A 17,629-nucleotide genomic window follows, 5' to 3' on the forward strand; every position below is an offset into this window, starting at 1 on the left:
AACGCGATACCGCAGTGGGGGTCAGGCACTTTATTTAGGCACTTTTTCTTGTACTTAATACCGTAATGGTAATTAATATGACAAACATGCCCATGATTTGGGTTAATGAGAGGAGTTGCCCTAAAATCACAACCCCAAATAAAGAGGCTGTAACAGGTTCTATCATCGCTACTACAGAGGCGACAGATGGCAATGTCTTTCTCAAGCCTTTTATATAAAAGAAGAATGAAATGCCAGCTCCGATTATGCCAAGTACTATAAACCAAAGGATATCTTTAGAAGAAAGCACAGAAATAGCTTGCTCATGATTAATAAATGGAAGCAAAATCAGTGTAAAGGTAAAAAGCGCTGTACTTAAAACAGCTGGAGGTTCTCCGTACTTAAGGGCATAGTTAAAACTAAAAATGTAAATGGCGTAAGAAAGGCCTGATAATAAGCCTGTAGAAATTCCTAATATATTCATTTGTCCAAGACCATTTTGGTACACCCCTGTTAATAATCCAATGCCACCTAACACAATAATCATCGAAATGATTTTAAATGCGGTGACTCGTTCCATCCTAAGTACAAAGGATATGATGAAAACGAAAATGGGTGCTGTGTACATCAAAACCGATGCTATTGCTACCCCGGTATGAGAGATGCTGATGAAATAAAAGCTGAAATTACCAGTCACCCCTACTCCAGCTAACGCTGACCAGAGAATCATCTTTCTTAGACTACCATAAGAATAATATTTAGTACGGGCAATCATCCATATGAATAAACAAATTAATCCTACAGCTCCTCTATAAAATGAAATCACAAGAGGATCCCAATCTTTTTCCATTAAAATGCCTGCCAAACCACCAGAAACACCCCAAAGAACAGCCGCCAGGACTACAAACCCTACACCGAAATTTTTCAAATGAAAACTCCAATCAAACATTTTTTTAGGAAGATTCCCTAAATCTTATTCCGATTAAACCCAAAAAGTGCTTACAAAAAGTGCCTGACCCCCACCGCTTTAATGCGCTACCGCAGTGGGGGTCAGGCACTAAAGCTATCTAGACTTCTACGCCATCTTCTTCTTTGATTTTTTCAAGGCGTTGTTGAATATCCTCTTCTGTTAATCCATGCTCTTCTACATAGCGGTTACGTGGGTGAACACGGCATTCGTGTGTACAGCCGCGCATGTATTTATACTCGTTTTCCTCTGAGCACAGCATGCGGCGGTCGCAGTCTGGGTTTCCACAGTTTACAAAGCGTTCACATGGTTCACCTGTGAAATAGTCCTCCCCTACGACAACGTGCTCGGTTTGGTTAACGGGTACGGAGATGCGATCATCAAATACATACATTTGCCCATCCCATAGCTTCCCTTGTACTTCAGGATCTTTACTGTACGTTGTAATACCACCATGTAACTGGCCTACATTCTCAAAACCTTCACGCTTCAGCCAGCCGGAGAATTTTTCACAACGAATTCCGCCTGTGCAGTACGTGAGAATCTGTTTGCCTTCTAATTTATCTTTATTTTCTCGGACCCAATCCGGTAATTCACGGAACGTCTCGATATCCGGACGAATCGCACCACGGAAGTGGCCAAGATCATATTCATAGTCATTTCGAGCATCGAGTACAATCGTGTCTTCACGTTGCATACGCTCGTAAAATTCTTTTGGCTCAAGGTATTCCCCTGTTAAATCGTGAGGATTGATATCGTCCTCAAGGCGCATTGTCACAAGCTCAGGACGATGGCGAACGTGCATTTTTTTAAACGCATGCCCATCAGCCTCATCAATTTTGAACGTCATGTCCTTAAATAGTGGATCATTGTGCATCGCATCCATGTAGGCTTGCGTCTGCTCAATGGTTCCAGAGACCGTGCCATTGATCCCTTCTTCTGCAACGAGAACGCGACCACGAAGGTCAAGCTCCTTACAGAACTTCAAATGATCTTTTGAGAACTGCTCTGGATCATCAATCGTAACGTAGTGATAATAAAGCAGTACTTGATAATTTTGTTCCATAGTATATCCACCTATCTTTTTATATTTCCCAGATACAAAAATTAGGCTCTGAGGTTTGATTGAATACAACAGTTAATTTTAATGCGGATTTTGGGTGAAATCAAGAAACGATTGAGGTTTCGCTCTCTCTTTTGTGTGTGAAGCTACCCCTCTTCTGCTCGGTGCTCTCCTTTTTTTGCGCGGAGCTCTCCTTCTTCTGCGCGCCCTTCCTCCTTTTCTGCTCGGAGCCCCATCCTTTCTGCGCGCCCCCTCTTCTTTTCTGCTCAGATCTTCCCCCTTTCCGTGCGGAGCTCTCGCCTTTAGCGCACATCTCCCTCCAACCCAACATCCTCCCATCCAAAATCAACCAATCGAAATTTTCTAAAAATTCACCAGAATAGGGTGACTTCTCATGAAATTCTGTTATACTATTCATTAACGGAATATTAAAGGACATTTTCCTTAAATGAAGGAGAAATGCTAGATGAGTAACATCCTAGACTTAATCAAACATATTGAAAGCGATATCATAACGATTCGACGTACACTACATCAAAACCCTGAACTGAGTAATGAAGAGTATGAAACTTCTAGACTTGTTCAAGAAACATTAACGAGATACGGAATTGAGTTTCAATCCGGTTTCGCTGAGACTGGGGTACTCGGCATTATTAAAGGAGACAAGCCTGGCAAGACGGTTGCGCTCAGGGCTGATATGGATGCTCTCCCTATTCAGGAGGCCAATCAACATGATCATACCTCTAAAACTCCAGGAAAAATGCATGCTTGTGGGCATGATGCTCATACAGCAATGCTGCTTGGAACTGGGTATGCTCTGCAGCAACTGAAAGATCAAATTCAAGGAACTGTTCTTCTAGTATTCCAACCTGCTGAGGAAAACGCGCCTCATGGTGGTTCGCAAAAAATGATGGATGATGGGGTTTTTGCCAAATACCAACCTGACGTTATTTACGGACAGCATGTATGGCCTTATCTTCCAGTAGGCCAGATCGGCATTCGCGACAAAGAAATGATGGGCGCCTCAGATCGATTTTCGGTCACGATTAGAGGAAGAGGCGGTCATGCGAGTATGCCCCAGGATGGAAATGATGCGATTATTATCGCCAATCAGGTTATTTCATCCCTTCAGACAATAGTGAGCCGCAATGTGAACCCACTCGATTCAGCAGTGCTAACAGTCGGCCGAATTGAAGGTGGTTATCGCTACAACGTCATTCCGGACAAGGTTTATTTTGAAGGAACTGTTCGAACCTACAAACCGGAAGTGAAAGATAAGGTTAAAAAGCGATTCCATCAGATCATTAAGCAAACCGTTGAAGCTTTTGATGCTGAAGTTGAGATTGAATATCTCGATGGATACCCTGCTACCATTAATACACCAAAATGGGCACAACAGGCTCGCGCCACAGCTCAGCACATGCTTGGAGATGAGGCGACACCTAGCCTAGACCCTGTTTTGGCTGGTGAAGATTTTTCCCGCTTCCTCAACCAATATCCTGGTGCTTTCATTTGGCTAGGCACAAAAATCGAGGATGCCGAAAATCAAAAACCGCTTCACGATCCAGCATTCAAGCTGAATGAAAAAGCGCTACCTCAAGGCAGTATGTACATGGCACGACTCGCTTTGGAAACATTGGAAAACTTGCAAGAAAAGGAATGATGCGAATGCTTCTTAAGAATAACTTCACAGAATCGATCAAACCTCAGTTAAAGTCTTGGCGCAGAGCCTTTCACCAACAACCTGAGCTAGGTTTTATGGAGTACTACACGACATACAAAATTGGAAAAGAATTAGAGAAATTAGGATTCAAGCTCTATGTTGGTCAGGATGCCCTTAAAAGTGAATCTCGCTATGGAGTGCCATCTAAAGAGCTTTTGCAAGAAAAAGAATCTGAAGCCTACTTTCAAGGAGTTGAAGGGGATTGGCTCTCTCACATGCATGGTGGAAATACAGGATTAGTAGCCATCTGGGACACAGAATCTCTAGGCAAACATCTTGCCTTCCGCTTTGATATCGATGCGCTTCCTATACAGGAGACAGAACATGAGGATCACCTTCCTTTTTCACAAGGGTTCTCCTCTTCCAAAAGGAATGTGATGCATGCCTGTGGTCACGATGGTCACATCACCATCGGTCTCGGTCTCGCTCGGTATATCGCTGAAAATGCAAGAAACTTAAATGGGAAGTTCACCCTTCTCTTTCAACCAGCTGAAGAAGGCGGTCGTGGTGCAAAAGCGATGACCGATAAAGGTTGGCTTCAGGATGTGGATGCTTTTTACACAGGTCACCTTGGGCTACGTGACCTCGAAGTAGGAACAGTAGCTGCAACCACAAAAGGCTTTCTTGCTTCATCAAAGCTCAACGTTCACTTTAACGGAGAATCTTCTCATGCTGGGATGAAACCAGAGGATGGCCGCAATGCTTTGCTTGCAGCAGCTACAACGGCAACTCAGCTCTACTCAATACCACGACATAGTGAAGGGGCAAGCAGAGTAAATGTGGGTAAACTCGACGCTGGGAGCGGTCGTAATATTATAGCTGACCGAGCTTATTTAGAACTTGAAACGCGTGGAGAAACGGGTGAGATTAATCAGTTCATGCTTGGTGAAGCCAAACGAATGATTCAAGCTTCGGCCAACATGCACAACGTTGAAGCTTCCATTGATTTTGTTGGTGAAACAGAAGGCATGGATTGTGATAGGGAGTTAATTGATTCAATCAGCTCACACTGTGAAACGAGTTCCTTTATCAAAGAAGTACTCCCCTCTGCTGCTATTTCCGGATCAGAGGATGCAAGTTTTATGATGAATAAGGTTCAAGCGAATGGTGGCCTAGCAACATACATGCTATTTGGGACAAGCCTTCCCTACAATCACCATCACCCCTCATTCGATTTTGAAGAGGATGCGTTAGCCGTTGCCGTCGATACGTACATCCATCTTGTAAAAGGAGAAAATACACGATGACAAACATGCAGGAATGGCTTACGGAACATTTAACAAAACTAAATCTAGTGGATGAGATGAATTATGACACTGGATTCACAAGACTTAGCTATTCAGAGGAAGAAAAACAAGCACATGAAACATTCCGGCACATTGCCCTCTCCCTCGGTTTAGAGGTTCATCAGGATGAAGCCGGTAATCAATGGGCGACTTGGAAAGTAGATGACAAGGTCCCAACAGTCGCAGTTGGCTCTCATGTTGATACAGTCCGATCAGGTGGAGGCTACGATGGTGTTGCAGGAGTTTTAGCAGGTCTCGCATCTATTAAACTCTTAAAGGATCGAGATTTTATTCCCTCAAAAAACATTACGGTTATCTGCTTTGCTTCAGAAGAATCAGCACGATTTGGTGTATCAACTATTGGCAGTAAAGCACTGACTGGACTTTTGGAAGACAATTTAGCTGAAGTGAAAGATTCAGATGGAGTCAGTGTTCGAGAAGCGCTTGAATCCTACGGGCTTACTTGGGAAAATCTCCCGAATGCAGAATTACGAGCAGATGAACTAGAAAGCTTCCTTGAACTCCATATTGAACAAGGAACTCAAATCGAGGATCACGGAGCTGATATTGGTGTTGTTCGAGGCGTTGCTTGCCCGATCCGCCTTCAAGTTACATTTTCAGGCATGGCCAATCATACGGGCACAACACCGATGGATAAACGTTCCGATGCTTTTGTAGCGAGCGCTCCCCTTATTCCTTTTGTTGAGGAAGAAGCCAAAAAAATGAATGAGGATGCACCACTTCCTCTCGTTGCAACCGTAAGTACGGTGCAACTCAGCCCTAACGTGATGAATGTTATACCTGGAGAAGTAACGCTTGGGATCGATATTCGCAGTGTGGAAGATGAATTGAAGATCGAGTTAGCGAAACGAATTAAAAGCTTCTGTGAAGAAATCGAGCGTGAGCGTTCTGTAACGGTAACCATCAAAACGCTAGTAGATAATGATTCTGTCTTCCTTGACCCAAACATACAAGAGACACTTGCTAACGTCGCAAAACAACTTGACTACAAACCTCTCGCTATGGATAGTGGCGCTGGTCATGATGTGATGAACATGGCAACAAGATGGCCATCTGGACTTATTTTCATCCCGTGTCAAGAAGGAATCAGCCATCACCCTAAAGAATATGCCTCTATAGAAGATTTAGAAAAAGGCACCCGCATGATTGCGGAGTATTTACGAATAGAAACAGGTGATGAACATGAAAACAACAATTGGCGTAATCGGACCGCATGACTCAATCCAGCGCATTATGTACGTAGCAGAGGAATTTGAAGAGATCACATTTCTTCCTTTTCCATACCAAACATTATCAGATATCGATGACATTTTGGCTAAACATCGACATGAGGTGGATCAATGGTTTTTCTCAGGTGTTTTAAACCACACCTACGCCATGGACAATGAGCTGATCACGGAAGAAGAAGCAGGCTATCCTCCCCTTCATGGATCTAGTTTCTTCGGAATTTTACTAGAAGCTCAGCTTAAGATGAACAAAGTCATTAAAAGTGTCAGCATCGATACCATCGCAAACGAAGATTTCGATAAAATTTTGTCCTACTATCAACTCGATTCACTAAAGTATTACAACCATCCATTCCGAAATGGTGTGAAGGCTGAAACATTAATCGATTTCCATAAAAATCTCTATGAAGAAGGTAAGACGGAAGTTGTGATCACCTCTATTAAAGATGTGTATCACGGATTAAAAGAGCTTGGTGTTCCCGTATTTCGTGTAACACCATCCTATCTATCAATCAAACTGGTAATTCAATTTTTAGAAGAAAGAGCACAATCCAATCACTACCGAAATTCTCAGGTTGCGATTATCGGTTGCCGCGTGGAGCTTAACTCGGATCACTTGGAGGAACTCTATTATTCTTTTAAATCAAAGCATCACGAACTTGATGTGAAACGTCACCTACTCTTGATCGCTGAAAAAACAAACGGATCTGTTATGCATTTTGGTGATGGTTTATTCTTTGTTTTCACCACGCGAGGAGAGTTAAGCCACGAATCCGAACATGATCTCTATAACTTAATGGAAGAGATTAAGCTTGAAACGAACTTGCAAGCAAACGTGTCGATTGGTTTTGGCGAAACAGTCTCCCAGGCTGAGCAAAATGTAAGGCTTGGCTTCCGTCACATTGGTGAAGAGGAACATCCAACGATTTTGATCATGGATGAAAATCAAACGATCACGCGTAAGCAACCTGCTCAACAGGACATGGTCTATAAATCTGGTGAAACAGGAGCTGTTTGGAAAGAAAAATTAAAAGATGCAGCACTCAGTCCAGGGATCGTCTCGAAAATGCTCTCGTACTCCAAACAATATGGACGGGAACAATTTTCATCACAAGACCTCTCCCGCTGGCTAAAAAGTACAGAGAGAAACGGCCGCCGCATTTTATCCGAAATGGAACGCGTTGGATTAGTAGAACAATGCGGAGAAATGCAATCAGGAGAGCGCGGACGTCCACGTAAAGTATTTCAGTTTAAGCAAGAAGCATGATCGGTGGCGTCCAGCTAGCCAATGGCGCTGGACGTAAACCTAATATATAAAAAGAAAAAAAGACGACAGGTTCATTTATGGATAATTACGGAATATTAAAGGATTTTTTCCTTAAATAAATGAAAGGGTGAAGATAATGGAGCCAAATGTTCAAATGGAATCACAAGAAAGCGGAAAGTCTAACAAAGGGTTATCCAAGTTTTTAAATGGAATTGAAAGAGTGGGGAATAAGCTTCCAGACCCCTTTATGTTGTTTGTGTATTTGGCATTATTCACGATTCTTTTATCGTGGTTTGTATCAAGCCTTGGTGTAACCGTTGTTCAGCCAGGGTCTGGTGAAGAAATTCCGATCAAAAGCTTAATGTCAGGTGAAGGCTTGCGCTACATGCTAACATCTATGCTCGAGAACTTCACTGGATTTAAGCCGCTCGGACTTGTTTTGGCCATGATGCTTGGTATTGGGATTGCAGATAAAGTTGGCCTACTTGAAACAGCGATTAAGAGTACCATTTTAAAAGCACCAAAAGCGTTGACAACTTACGCGATTATTTTCACAGGTATTTTGGGTAACTTAGCTTCAGACGCAGCATTCGTAATCATTCCACCTCTTGCGGCGATGGTCTTTTACACGATTGGCCGTCACCCATTAGCTGGTTTAGCAGCAGGTTTCGCCGGGGTTGGTTCTGGTTTTACAGCGAACGTTATCATCGCAGGAACAGACGCATTACTTTCCGGGATTTCAACAGAAGTTATGCAAAGCATCCCGAACGCTAACATTGTTGTAACCCCTGTTGATAACTGGTACTTCATGGTCGTTTCTGTAGTTGTACTTTCTGTTACAGGCGCCCTCGTAACGGATAAAATTGTTGAGCCGCGATTAGGTAAGTATGAAGGTGATGCAAAAGGTGAACTTGAACAGACATCTCCTGTTGAGAAACGTGGTTTCCGTAATGCATTTCTAGCTGGGTTAGGATATGTTGCACTACTTGTTATTGCACTTGCTTGGCCAGGATCTCCCCTTCGTAATGATGAAGGTGGCATTATCCCTTCTCCATTCTTAGATGGAATTGTGCCAATCATTTTAATTTTCTTCATTATTATTGGCGTTGCATATGGTGTTACGGTTAGCAAAATTAATTCCCCTGCTGATGTATCGAAGTACATGGGCGAAGCAATGAAAGACATGTCAGGCTTTATCGTTCTGATCTTCGCTGCCGCACAGTTTATTGCATATTTTGATTGGACAAACATCGGAACTTGGATTGCGGTAAGTGGTGCGAATTTCCTTGGTGGTCTTGAACTCAATGGGATCATTATTATTTTAGGATTTGTCTTCTTAACAGCTCTTATGAACCTCCTTGTCTTTAGTGGTTCCGCACAATGGGCATTAGAAGCTCCGATCTTCCTAAAGATGTTCTATTTCATGGATTTCCACCCTGCTTTCGTACAGGCAGCATACCGTATTGCGGATTCATCCACGAACATCATCACACCGATGAACCCGTATATCATTATCGTGCTAGCCTTTATGAAAGAATACGATAAAAAAGCTGGACTGGGTACCCTGATCTCGTTAATGCTTCCTTATAGTATTGCATTCTTGAGTGTGTGGATCGTGTTATTGCTTGGATTTGCATTACTAGGAATTCCGGTAGGACCTGGTGTGGATATGTATTTGAATAAATAGATTATGTGGGGAGAGAACCAAGGCTGGGCCTTGGTTTTCTTTTTTTGTGGAGGGGGTCTGGCTTTCGTGCGGAGCTCCGAGCTTTGCGTGTGGAGCTCCGGGCCTTGCGTGCGGAGCTCTCTGGCTTGCGTGTGGAGCTCCCTCCAGGGCGTGGGATTCCCCCCAGGGCGTGGGATTCTTCTCCCAGGGCGTGGGTTTCTACCTCATGCGCGTGGGTTTCTCCTCCTCGGGCGTGGGATTCTCCTCCTCGGGCGTGGGATTCTCCTTCCAGCGTGTGGGATTCTCACCCCAGGGCGTGGGTTTCTACCTCATGCGCGTGGGATTCCCCCTCCAGGGCGTGGGATTCTCCTCCCAGCGTGTGGGATTCTCCTTCCAGCGTGTGGGATTCTCACCCCAGGGCGTGAGATTCTACCTCCTGCGCGTGGGTTTCTCCTCCTCGGGCGTGGGATTCTCCTTCCAGCGTGTGGGATTCTCACCCCAGGGCGTGGGTTTCTACCTCATGCGCGTGGGAATCCCCCTCCAGGGCGTGGGATTCTCCTCCCAGCGTGTGGAATTCCTCCTCCAGGGCGTGGGATTCCTCGCTCCCCCTCCCAAACAAAAAACTACCCAGCAAGGATCCTCTCCTCACTGGGCAGTTCAATAACACTATTAAGTGGCTTGTACGCCATCTTCTTCTTCAATTCGTTTCAAGCGCTCTTGTACTTCTTCTTCCGTTAGTCCGTGTTCTTCAACGTAACGGTTGCGTTCGCTTGTGCGGCATTCGTGTGTGCAGCCGCGCATATATTTGTGCTCGTTTTCTTCAGAGCAAATGATTTGTTTGTTACAGCTTGGTTCAGCACAGTTTACGTAGCGTTCGCATGGTTCGCCGTCAAAGTAATCTTTTCCGACAACCACGTGCTCCACCTGGTTTACGGGTACGGAAATGCGCTCGTCAAATACGTACATTTGACCGTCCCACAGTTGGCCTTGAACGTCTTCGTCTTTACTGTACGTTGCGATTCCACCATGAAGCTGACCTACGTTTTCGAAGCCTTCTTTTTTCAACCAGCCAGAGAATTTCTCGCAACGGATACCGCCTGTGCAGTACGTTAGGATTTGCTTACCTTCTAATTGATCTTTATTTTCACGGACCCAATCTGGTAGTTCGCGGAATGTGCGAACGTCAGGGCGAATGGCACCGCGGAAATGGCCTAGATCATATTCATAATCATTACGGGCATCTAAAATAATTGTATTTTCATCTTGCATACGTTTATAAAATTCTTTTGGCTCAAGATACTCGCCTGTTAGATCGTGCGGATTAATGTCATCTTCTAAGCGAAGCGTAACAAGTTCCGGACGTGGACGGCAGTGCATTTTCTTAAATGCGTGACCATCAGCTTCATCGATCTTAAACGGCATATCTTCAAACTTCGGGTCGTTGTGCATCGCATCCATATATTTCTGCGTCTGTTCAACCGTACCGGAAACCGTTCCGTTGATCCCTTCATTCGCTACCAAAATACGGCCTTTTAATCCAAGTTCATTACAGAGATCCAAATGTTCTTGAGCAAACGTTTCTGGATCCTCAATCGTTACATACTGGTAATACAATAATACTCGATACTCTTTTTGTGACATGTTGCATTCCACCTATCTTTTTATATTTGCAGGATACAAAAATTAGGTTGATGAGTCATTCATCGAAATACCTTATTCATCTATATACTACAACACTATATTTTAATTGCGTTACGTAATGGCGTCAAGGTAATGTCGCCTTGTTGATTAAAATTCGAAAATCTGTCAAATTATTCTTACCTGATCATTGATCGCTTCTTCCGATTTTCTTTTCTAGCTGGGGCTGTCTCAAATAAACGCTTTTCTTCATCCGTTTCAGGCAAAACGCTTGGCACAGGTTTAGGCTTTCCATTCTCATCCACTGCCACCATGGTCATAAAAGATTCTGTGGTAAGTGTTTGCTCATTTTTCAAGAGATTATGAGCTGTCACTTTAACATATACCTCCATTGAACTTCTGCCGGTATAAGTAACAAATGCTTCTGATGTGAGGGAATCCCCTACTTTTGCAGAAGATAAAAAATCTACTGAATCAATAGATGCGGTTACGACAGCGCTGCTTGAATGTTTCATTGCTGTCAGTGCCGCAATCTCATCTATATAGGCTAAAATTTTGCCGCCAAAAATAGAGTCTAAATGATTGGTATCTGGCGGTAATACCAACCTTGTTTGAACCGTTTTAGAATGTGCACACGTTCTAGTTTCCATTCAAAATCCTCCTTATACTAGTCCACTAAAAAAAGCACCTCCTCAATAGAGAAGATGCTTTAGGTTACATTCATCACGAAATACACTCATGTTTCATGAGTACACGATTAACGTAACACCCTCCTATCTCCCGTAGGTATTGATGTTCTTCCTTATGGCAGGTCTCCTGGCTTTGAGTCATAGAACCATCTCCCCTTCCCGTTTCATGTGAACAGTGGTTATGGAGAGGCTCTCCTCATTACAGTGGCGGGACCGCGCTGGATTCTCACCAGCTTCCCTTTTCAACTTTATTTAAAAGTCACCATCAGGCAGTGCTTTATTCACTTTTTTTCTAGTATATCACTTTCTTAAAAAAAGAACAGCAACTCGAAAGCTGCTGTTCTCCACCTTATTCCTCAATAAAACTACGATCCACTAACCCACTTAAATCTGGTTGATCCTTCAAGAACTTCAATTCATGTGATGCATTCGCAAAAGCTTGAAGAGTTGATTCTTTTACCTCATAGGTGAAGTCGATGCGATTCCAGGCATTATCAATTACAGACTTAGAAAGTTCTTGATTCGTAATGTCTTTGATCTTTTTAATCGCGATTTGCTTCGCTTCTTCTGGGTTGTTTTGGATAAATTCTGTCGCTTCCTTATGAGCGTCGACGATGTTTTGAACTAGGTCTTTATTGTTTTCCACTAGGTCTGATGAAGTAACAAACACAGCTGCTGGCAGTGTTTCACCAAAGGCAACGTTTTTCGTGTCGATCAATACTTTACCGTAGCCATCCTCTTCAATTTTAGAAGCCCATGGTTCTGGAACTGTTGCTACATCTACCTGGCCTTGTGCAAACTGTTGAGCATACGTTGCTGGTTTACCCGTTACGTGCTTTAAGCTTCCATCTAAACGGTCTGACTTCATCCCGAATTCACGCATCATAAGTGTTTCAAACTGAACGTCGTGTGTGCAACCTACGCGAGGGGAGATAAAGGTTTTGCCTTGAATATCTTCAACAGAATTAATTCCCGCATCTTTACGTGCCATGATGACCGTTCCGCCCGTTGAACCTGCGGCCACAACGTTTATTTTAGCTCCGCTTGTAAAGTGGTTCATTGCTGGTCCTGGTCCAACAAGGCCACCTTGAATCTCTCCTGTTTCAATAGCGGTCATAAAAGCTGATCCGTCCGGAAAGTATTTGTAGTTCACTTTTGTTCCATCTGGAAGGGTTTCTTCATACATTTTCTTCTCTTCCGCTACCATTCCAGCTACGTGGTTAATGTTCGGGAAGTAACCGATCGTGATTTCGTCCGTTGATTTTGATTGACCTGAATTGCCGCATGCAACTAATGCTAGACTTAGCAAAAGCATTCCTGCAGTCATAAGTATTTTTTTCATTTCGATTCACCTCATTAATTTTTTAATAGTCCCCATCGTTTCATGACGGTCCGTTCTAATTTTGAAAAGACCAACTGATCTACTGTTGCTCCAATAAAACCAATAATGATGATTATAGCGATGACCATTTCCATTTGAGCGAAGTCCATAGCAAAGCGAAGCGAGTAACCTAGCCCCGGCCCATTGCTAAGCAACTCTCCTGCCATCAGTGCACGCCAGCCAAAAGCCCAGGCAAGACGAAGCCCCGTAACAAAATGCGGAAGACTCGCTGGAATCTCAACCTTGAAAAATAGCTTCATTCCTTTTACACCCATGGTTCGTGCTGCTTGAATCATTTGCCCCGGTACGCTGTGAATAGCTGTACGTACATTTAATGCCATGACGAATGTTCCGCCTAGAACAACCACGAAGTAAACAGCCGACTCATTTAAACCAAAAAGCAGAATAGCAAATGGTACCCAGACAATACTTGGTATGGATTGTAATGAAATTAAGTACATGCCCATCGTTTCATCAGCTTGAGTTGATTTAGCCAACAACACCCCAATGGCAGTACCGATCATAATGGCAAGGGGTAAGCCGACAAATAAATGTTTAAAACTATTTAAGATTGCTTTGATTAATGTGCCATCACTGAATCCATCAACCATTCCAAAGAAAACCTTCGATGGTGGCGGTATGACGATTTCAGGATATATGCCTAATGCCACAATTCCTTGCCAAATCCCCACTACTACGATCAAAAATGCAATTCGTTTAAGCGCGATTTTCATACTGCAACTCTTCCTTCAACACTTTATTGATCTCACCTTCGAGAAGATCCATAACTTCCCGTTCTTTTGCAATAACCTTCTCATCATCTCTTTGGCGTGGCCTCGGAATATCAATGGGGATATCTGCAATTATACGACCAGGCCGCGTTCCCATAACGACGACTCGATCTGATAGTTTAATAGCTTCCGAGATACTATGCGTGACGAAAAGGATAGTTTTCTTGGTTTCTTTCCAAATCTTCATCAGCTCATCATGTAAAATATGACGAGTTTGCTCATCTAAAGCACCAAAGGGTTCATCCATCAAAAGAACTTTGGGATCCATCGCTAGTGCTCTTGCAATAGCCACGCGCTGTTGCATCCCTCCGGATAATTCATGAGGATAAGCCCCTTTAAAGCGACTTAAGTGAACCATCTGAAGATACTTTGTAGCCCGTTCCTCTTGTTCCTGTTTGGATAAATGTTTTAGTGGAAACTTAACGTTCTCGATTACACTCAACCAAGGGAAAAGAGCAGGTTGTTGGAACACCATGCCTCGATCAGGTCCAGGTGTTTTCACATCTTCATTTTCAAGTTGTATCGTTCCTTTTGAAATCGACTCAAGCCCAGCTACCATCGATAAAAGTGTGGATTTGCCACAACCAGATGGACCAAGAATAGAGACGAATTCATTTTCTTGTATGGACAGGTCTACATCCGAAAAGACCTCCCAAGTCCCACTTTCTTCATGGGGAAAGCTTTTAGCTAGTTGATCTATGTGTAAATACATATCGCTTCAGCCCTTCTATGATAATTCCTATTTGTTTAATCGGGATTATATGAATTATATTATACAGACGGCATGATAAATGTGTCAATATTTCTTATATTTTCTTTTGTCAAAAAAAAACGCTCCATATTTATGGAACGGTGTCGGCTTAATAAATCAGCAAGTATTTATAATATGCAGGAAACTCTCGTATGATGGAATACATATCTCTAAACTCGAAAATGTGAGCATGAGCTGAATACACATCTTCAACTCCGACTTTATGAAAGGCTAATTCTGTTCGTTTGATGTGAAAGTATTGTGTAATCACCATTACAGATTGGTACTTTAACTCATTCATGACTGCTTTGGAGTTTTTGGCTGTTTTATATGTATTGTAGCCATTGGGATCTTCTATAATGTTTTCACTAGGAACTTTCTTATTTATTAAATAGTTCTTCATGACTCCTGATTCATCGAACCCTTCTTCCCCTACTCCGCCGCTTACAATGATCGACTTAAAGTATCCTTCATGATAAAGTTCACTAGCTTTATCCATCCTTGCTTGTAATCTATTGGATGGAGTTCCATCTTCATTAACTTTATTCCCTAACACTACAGCTACATCTGTTTTATGCAATTCATCATTCAGACCATCCACTACAATAGATATAGAGTGTAATAGAAACCAGCTTATGCAAGCAATAAAAAAGATGACGATACGTTTTATGTTTTTCTTCATTATAAAAACTCCACCTTATGCTGCTCTTTTAATGCTTAGATCAATATTAACACAATATTCCATATAAATAATAAGGAGTACAAACATTTATCGTTTGTACTCCTTACACTCATTTATCTAGTTTTTAGGAATCTTAATTTCTTGCCCAATTGAAATAAAGTGTGGATTATCTAGCTCATTGTAATTAGCTAGCTCTTTCCAGTTTACATCATATTTTGCAGCAATTTTTCCAATGGTATCACCTTGTTTTACAAGATACACTTCATATCCTGCCTCTGCATCTGGAACTGGAATATAAATCGTTTGACCGGACATCAACTTGCGCACGTCTTCGATGTTATTGTACTCCGCAAGCTTCTTCCAGCTCACTCCGAATTTTGCACCGATTTTGCCAAGTGTGTCGCCTGATTGAACTGTGTATTTATGGTCGTTCGCTTTAGAATCTGTTGTTTCATCTGAACCAGATTCCTCAGACTTATCTGAGTTATCTTTTCCTTCTCCGCTATTCTCATCGCCTTTTGCCGTTACTTCAGAAATACGGCCTTCTGCTTCATACGTGATTGGTTCATCAAAAGATTGGATATACTCAATCGTTGCTTCCAAGTCGTTTGGACCTACCACCATATTTTCACCAAGCTCGGCTAAACGATAGTCTTCAGCACCATACATATAGTTGTTTACGACAACTGTATATGTTTCATTTGGCTTCACAGCAGAACCATCAGGTAGCTTCATGCTTACAACTTCATTTGTCTCACCATTCCAAGTGTAAGAGAAACCAGATACACTTACGTCTGGACCATACTTCTCACTAATCTGTGCGTTTAGCACTTTGCGAAGGTCTTTACCCGTAAGCTCAACTTTATTTAGCGTGTTACCAAATGGTTGAACGGCAAAAACTTCACCAAACGTGATCTCGCCTTGGTCAATTACGTCACGAATTCCGCCACCATTCATGAGCGCAAAATCAGAATCCATCGCTTCAACCATGCCATCTGCAATCAGGTTACCTAATGCATTATCGCCCACTTCTCCGCGAGCTGCATAGCCGCCATCAAGTTTAACAGCTGCATTCCCGACAACTTCTTCTTTCGCTTCTTTTACTTTTTCTTGATACTTGTTCAGAATCTCTGAAACTTCTTGATCAGGCTCTACATCCCCGCGAATATTATTTACGATTTCTGCTGATTTTTTCACGATATCTCCTGTCTCAGGATCAATCTCTAAATCTACGTCTGCAAAAGCACGGCTGTAATCTAGTGCTTGTACAATTAGTTTGTTGTCTACAAGACCATTGTTATATACGTGGTTGTGTCCAGCAAAAATCACGTCAACTGCATCGTCAGTGTTTTTCGCGATTTCAGCCGCATCACCTGTAATTGTCTCTCCATCTTGGGATGCAGGGTTGTGCGCTAGAACAACGATTGCTTCTACACCTTGTTCTTGTAATTCAGGAACGTACTTGTTAATAGCTTCTGCTTCATCAGTAAATTCAACATTTTCGTTTCCTGTTTTGATAATCATTTCAGGTGTTTCAGTCGTAACAACACCAATAAAACCGATTTTTTGTCCACCAACTTCTTCAATTGTATAAGGATCAATCACGAGATCTTTCGTGTCCTTATACTGAACGTTTGCTGCTACAACAGGGAAGTTCATGCCATCATAGCCTTCTGTGCCATCCGGATGTTCGCCTCCATTAATCATGCGAAGCATCTCTTTAACACCTTCATCAAACTCATGGTTTCCTAATGTACCTACATCAAAGCCCATTTCCTCCATGATTTCTACAGTTGGCTCATCCTGAAAGTAAGCGCTTACTAGAGGGCTACCACCAATCATGTCACCAGAGTGAATAAGAAGGGAGTTTTCATTTTCCGCTTCTCTCTGCTCCAAGTAACTTGCTAGATAAGGCATGCCTCCAACAGAATCCTTTACTCCATCTCCATTTACATCCTTGTCCGAAGATTCATAGTCAATTTTCCCATGAAGATCGTTCATGAATAAAAGCTGAACCTCCACATTTCCTTCATCAGCTGCTTGAGCTGTGAATGGCGCTAGCCCCATAACCGCTGTCATGGCACCAGCTAGCAATTTGGTATGTACCTTTCCCATATTTTTCTCCCCTTTCAAAAAGTTTCATCTCTATTATCCTATCATTTTTTGACATAGAAAATAGGATTTTTATCATATTTTACATATTTTTAGCATTTTTCTTACTTTTTTAACAAAACGATTACGTTTATTTACACTAAGTCTCTAAAATACCCGTGTGTAGGGATATTGACAATAATCCATGTTAGCGGTATATTAAGAATTGTCTTCAAATACAAATACATACGATTCCGTAGCTCAGTTGGGAGAGCGCATGCTTGACAGGCATGAGGTCGTTGGTTCGAGCCCAATCGGAATCATATTCCCAAAAGCCGTGTTGGAACTTTTCCAATGCGGCTTTTATTTGCATAAAATAGAAAAAAGCGAAGCCCCAGTGGACTTCGC

General features: G+C 42.5%; 14 protein-coding genes, 1 tRNA gene and 1 riboswitch. Of the genes, 6 read left to right on the top strand and 9 right to left on the bottom strand.

What is annotated here, in order from left to right; all coding sequences use genetic code 11:
- Positions 1-34: 34 nt before the first annotated feature.
- Together H514_RS0116665 and trhO (H514_RS0116670) are read right to left on the bottom strand one after the other, a co-directional pair.
- The gene (locus H514_RS0116665; protein WP_027447981.1) at positions 35-907 is read right to left on the bottom strand and encodes a DMT family transporter; all 873 of its coding nucleotides are present in this window, start codon (positions 905-907) and stop codon (positions 35-37) included.
- A 139-nt stretch (positions 908-1,046) separates the two neighbouring features.
- Positions 1,047-2,012 (bottom strand): oxygen-dependent tRNA uridine(34) hydroxylase TrhO, encoded by a 966-nt coding sequence (gene trhO / locus H514_RS0116670; protein ID WP_027447982.1) that lies wholly within the window; start codon positions 2,010-2,012, stop codon positions 1,047-1,049.
- A 463-nt stretch (positions 2,013-2,475) separates the two neighbouring features.
- Here trhO (H514_RS0116670) and H514_RS0116680 point away from each other — a divergent pair, with 463 nt between their 5' ends.
- From H514_RS0116680 to H514_RS0116700, 5 genes are all read left to right on the top strand, one after another.
- Positions 2,476-3,672: a M20 metallopeptidase family protein gene (locus tag H514_RS0116680; RefSeq protein ID WP_027447983.1), complete on the top strand. Its 1,197-nt coding sequence runs from the start codon at positions 2,476-2,478 to the stop codon at positions 3,670-3,672.
- Positions 3,673-3,677: 5 nt separating this feature from the next.
- Positions 3,678-4,979 carry an amidohydrolase gene (locus H514_RS0116685; protein ID WP_027447984.1) on the top strand — a complete coding sequence of 434 codons (1,302 nt, stop codon included), beginning with the start codon at positions 3,678-3,680 and terminating at the stop codon, positions 4,977-4,979.
- Positions 4,976-6,256 (top strand): M20 family metallo-hydrolase, encoded by a 1,281-nt coding sequence (locus H514_RS23340; RefSeq protein ID WP_081673068.1) that lies wholly within the window; start codon positions 4,976-4,978, stop codon positions 6,254-6,256. The genes H514_RS0116685 and H514_RS23340 overlap by 4 nt, the downstream gene beginning before the upstream one ends.
- On the top strand, positions 6,222-7,532 hold the full coding sequence (locus tag H514_RS0116695; RefSeq protein ID WP_027447985.1) for a hypothetical protein: 1,311 nt from the start codon (positions 6,222-6,224) through the stop codon (positions 7,530-7,532). The genes H514_RS23340 and H514_RS0116695 overlap by 35 nt, the downstream gene beginning before the upstream one ends.
- A gap of 136 nt (positions 7,533-7,668) precedes the next feature.
- The gene (locus tag H514_RS0116700; RefSeq protein ID WP_407946827.1) at positions 7,669-9,219 is read left to right on the top strand and encodes an AbgT family transporter; all 1,551 of its coding nucleotides are present in this window, start codon (positions 7,669-7,671) and stop codon (positions 9,217-9,219) included.
- 648 nt (positions 9,220-9,867) lie between these two features.
- On the opposite strand, the gene trhO (H514_RS0116710) is transcribed toward H514_RS0116700, so the two are convergent.
- The 7 genes from trhO (H514_RS0116710) to H514_RS23345 all read right to left on the bottom strand — a co-directional run bounded on the left by trhO (H514_RS0116710) (position 9,868) and on the right by H514_RS23345 (position 17,245).
- On the bottom strand, positions 9,868-10,839 hold the full coding sequence (gene trhO / locus H514_RS0116710) for an oxygen-dependent tRNA uridine(34) hydroxylase TrhO (protein WP_027447987.1): 972 nt from the start codon (positions 10,837-10,839) through the stop codon (positions 9,868-9,870).
- A gap of 176 nt (positions 10,840-11,015) precedes the next feature.
- Positions 11,016-11,486 (bottom strand): acyl-CoA thioesterase, encoded by a 471-nt coding sequence (locus H514_RS0116715; RefSeq protein ID WP_027447988.1) that lies wholly within the window; start codon positions 11,484-11,486, stop codon positions 11,016-11,018.
- 139 nt (positions 11,487-11,625) lie between these two features.
- A riboswitch (cobalamin riboswitch) is annotated at positions 11,626-11,807 on the bottom strand.
- A 67-nt stretch (positions 11,808-11,874) separates the two neighbouring features.
- Positions 11,875-12,867, bottom strand: a complete 993-nt coding sequence (locus tag H514_RS0116720) for an aliphatic sulfonate ABC transporter substrate-binding protein (protein ID WP_027447989.1) — start codon at positions 12,865-12,867, stop codon at positions 11,875-11,877.
- A 14-nt stretch (positions 12,868-12,881) separates the two neighbouring features.
- Positions 12,882-13,640: an ABC transporter permease gene (locus tag H514_RS0116725; protein ID WP_027447990.1), complete on the bottom strand. Its 759-nt coding sequence runs from the start codon at positions 13,638-13,640 to the stop codon at positions 12,882-12,884.
- Complete coding sequence (locus H514_RS0116730; RefSeq protein ID WP_027447991.1) at positions 13,624-14,409, bottom strand: ABC transporter ATP-binding protein; 786 nt, start codon at positions 14,407-14,409, stop codon at positions 13,624-13,626. Before H514_RS0116730 ends, H514_RS0116725 begins: the two co-directional genes overlap by 17 nt.
- A 148-nt stretch (positions 14,410-14,557) precedes the next feature.
- Positions 14,558-15,130, bottom strand: coding sequence for a YdcF family protein (locus H514_RS0116735; protein ID WP_027447992.1), 573 nt, complete (start codon positions 15,128-15,130; stop codon positions 14,558-14,560).
- A 117-nt stretch (positions 15,131-15,247) separates the two neighbouring features.
- The gene (locus H514_RS23345) at positions 15,248-17,245 is read right to left on the bottom strand and encodes a 5'-nucleotidase C-terminal domain-containing protein (protein WP_051255191.1); all 1,998 of its coding nucleotides are present in this window, start codon (positions 17,243-17,245) and stop codon (positions 15,248-15,250) included.
- A 226-nt stretch (positions 17,246-17,471) separates the two neighbouring features.
- On the opposite strand from H514_RS23345, the gene H514_RS0116745 reads away from it, so the two are divergent.
- A tRNA-Val gene (locus H514_RS0116745) sits at positions 17,472-17,544 on the top strand.
- Positions 17,545-17,629: the final 85 nt, after the last annotated feature.

Source organism: Pontibacillus marinus BH030004 = DSM 16465 (assembly GCF_000425225.1).
GTDB classification, from domain to species: Bacteria; Bacillota; Bacilli; order Bacillales; family BH030062; genus Pontibacillus; species Pontibacillus marinus.

What these genes read in the sequence shown, in the direction of transcription:
- trhO (WP_027447982.1), bottom strand. Translation starts at nt 2,012, where the DNA reads ATGGAACAAAATTATCAAGTACTGCTTTATTATCACTACGTTACGATT.
- H514_RS0116680 (WP_027447983.1), top strand. Translation starts at nt 2,476, where the DNA reads ATGAGTAACATCCTAGACTTAATCAAACATATTGAAAGCGATATCATA.
- H514_RS0116685 (WP_027447984.1), top strand. Translation starts at nt 3,678, where the DNA reads ATGCTTCTTAAGAATAACTTCACAGAATCGATCAAACCTCAGTTAAAG.
- H514_RS23340 (WP_081673068.1), top strand. Translation starts at nt 4,976, where the DNA reads ATGACAAACATGCAGGAATGGCTTACGGAACATTTAACAAAACTAAAT.
- H514_RS0116695 (WP_027447985.1), top strand. Translation starts at nt 6,222, where the DNA reads ATGAAAACAACAATTGGCGTAATCGGACCGCATGACTCAATCCAGCGC.
- H514_RS0116700 (WP_407946827.1), top strand. Translation starts at nt 7,669, where the DNA reads ATGGAGCCAAATGTTCAAATGGAATCACAAGAAAGCGGAAAGTCTAAC.
- trhO (WP_027447987.1), bottom strand. Translation starts at nt 10,839, where the DNA reads ATGTCACAAAAAGAGTATCGAGTATTATTGTATTACCAGTATGTAACG.
- H514_RS0116715 (WP_027447988.1), bottom strand. Translation starts at nt 11,486, where the DNA reads ATGGAAACTAGAACGTGTGCACATTCTAAAACGGTTCAAACAAGGTTG.
- H514_RS0116720 (WP_027447989.1), bottom strand. Translation starts at nt 12,867, where the DNA reads ATGAAAAAAATACTTATGACTGCAGGAATGCTTTTGCTAAGTCTAGCA.
- H514_RS0116725 (WP_027447990.1), bottom strand. Translation starts at nt 13,640, where the DNA reads ATGAAAATCGCGCTTAAACGAATTGCATTTTTGATCGTAGTAGTGGGG.
- H514_RS0116730 (WP_027447991.1), bottom strand. Translation starts at nt 14,409, where the DNA reads ATGTATTTACACATAGATCAACTAGCTAAAAGCTTTCCCCATGAAGAA.
- H514_RS0116735 (WP_027447992.1), bottom strand. Translation starts at nt 15,130, where the DNA reads ATGAAGAAAAACATAAAACGTATCGTCATCTTTTTTATTGCTTGCATA.
- H514_RS23345 (WP_051255191.1), bottom strand. Translation starts at nt 17,245, where the DNA reads ATGGGAAAGGTACATACCAAATTGCTAGCTGGTGCCATGACAGCGGTT.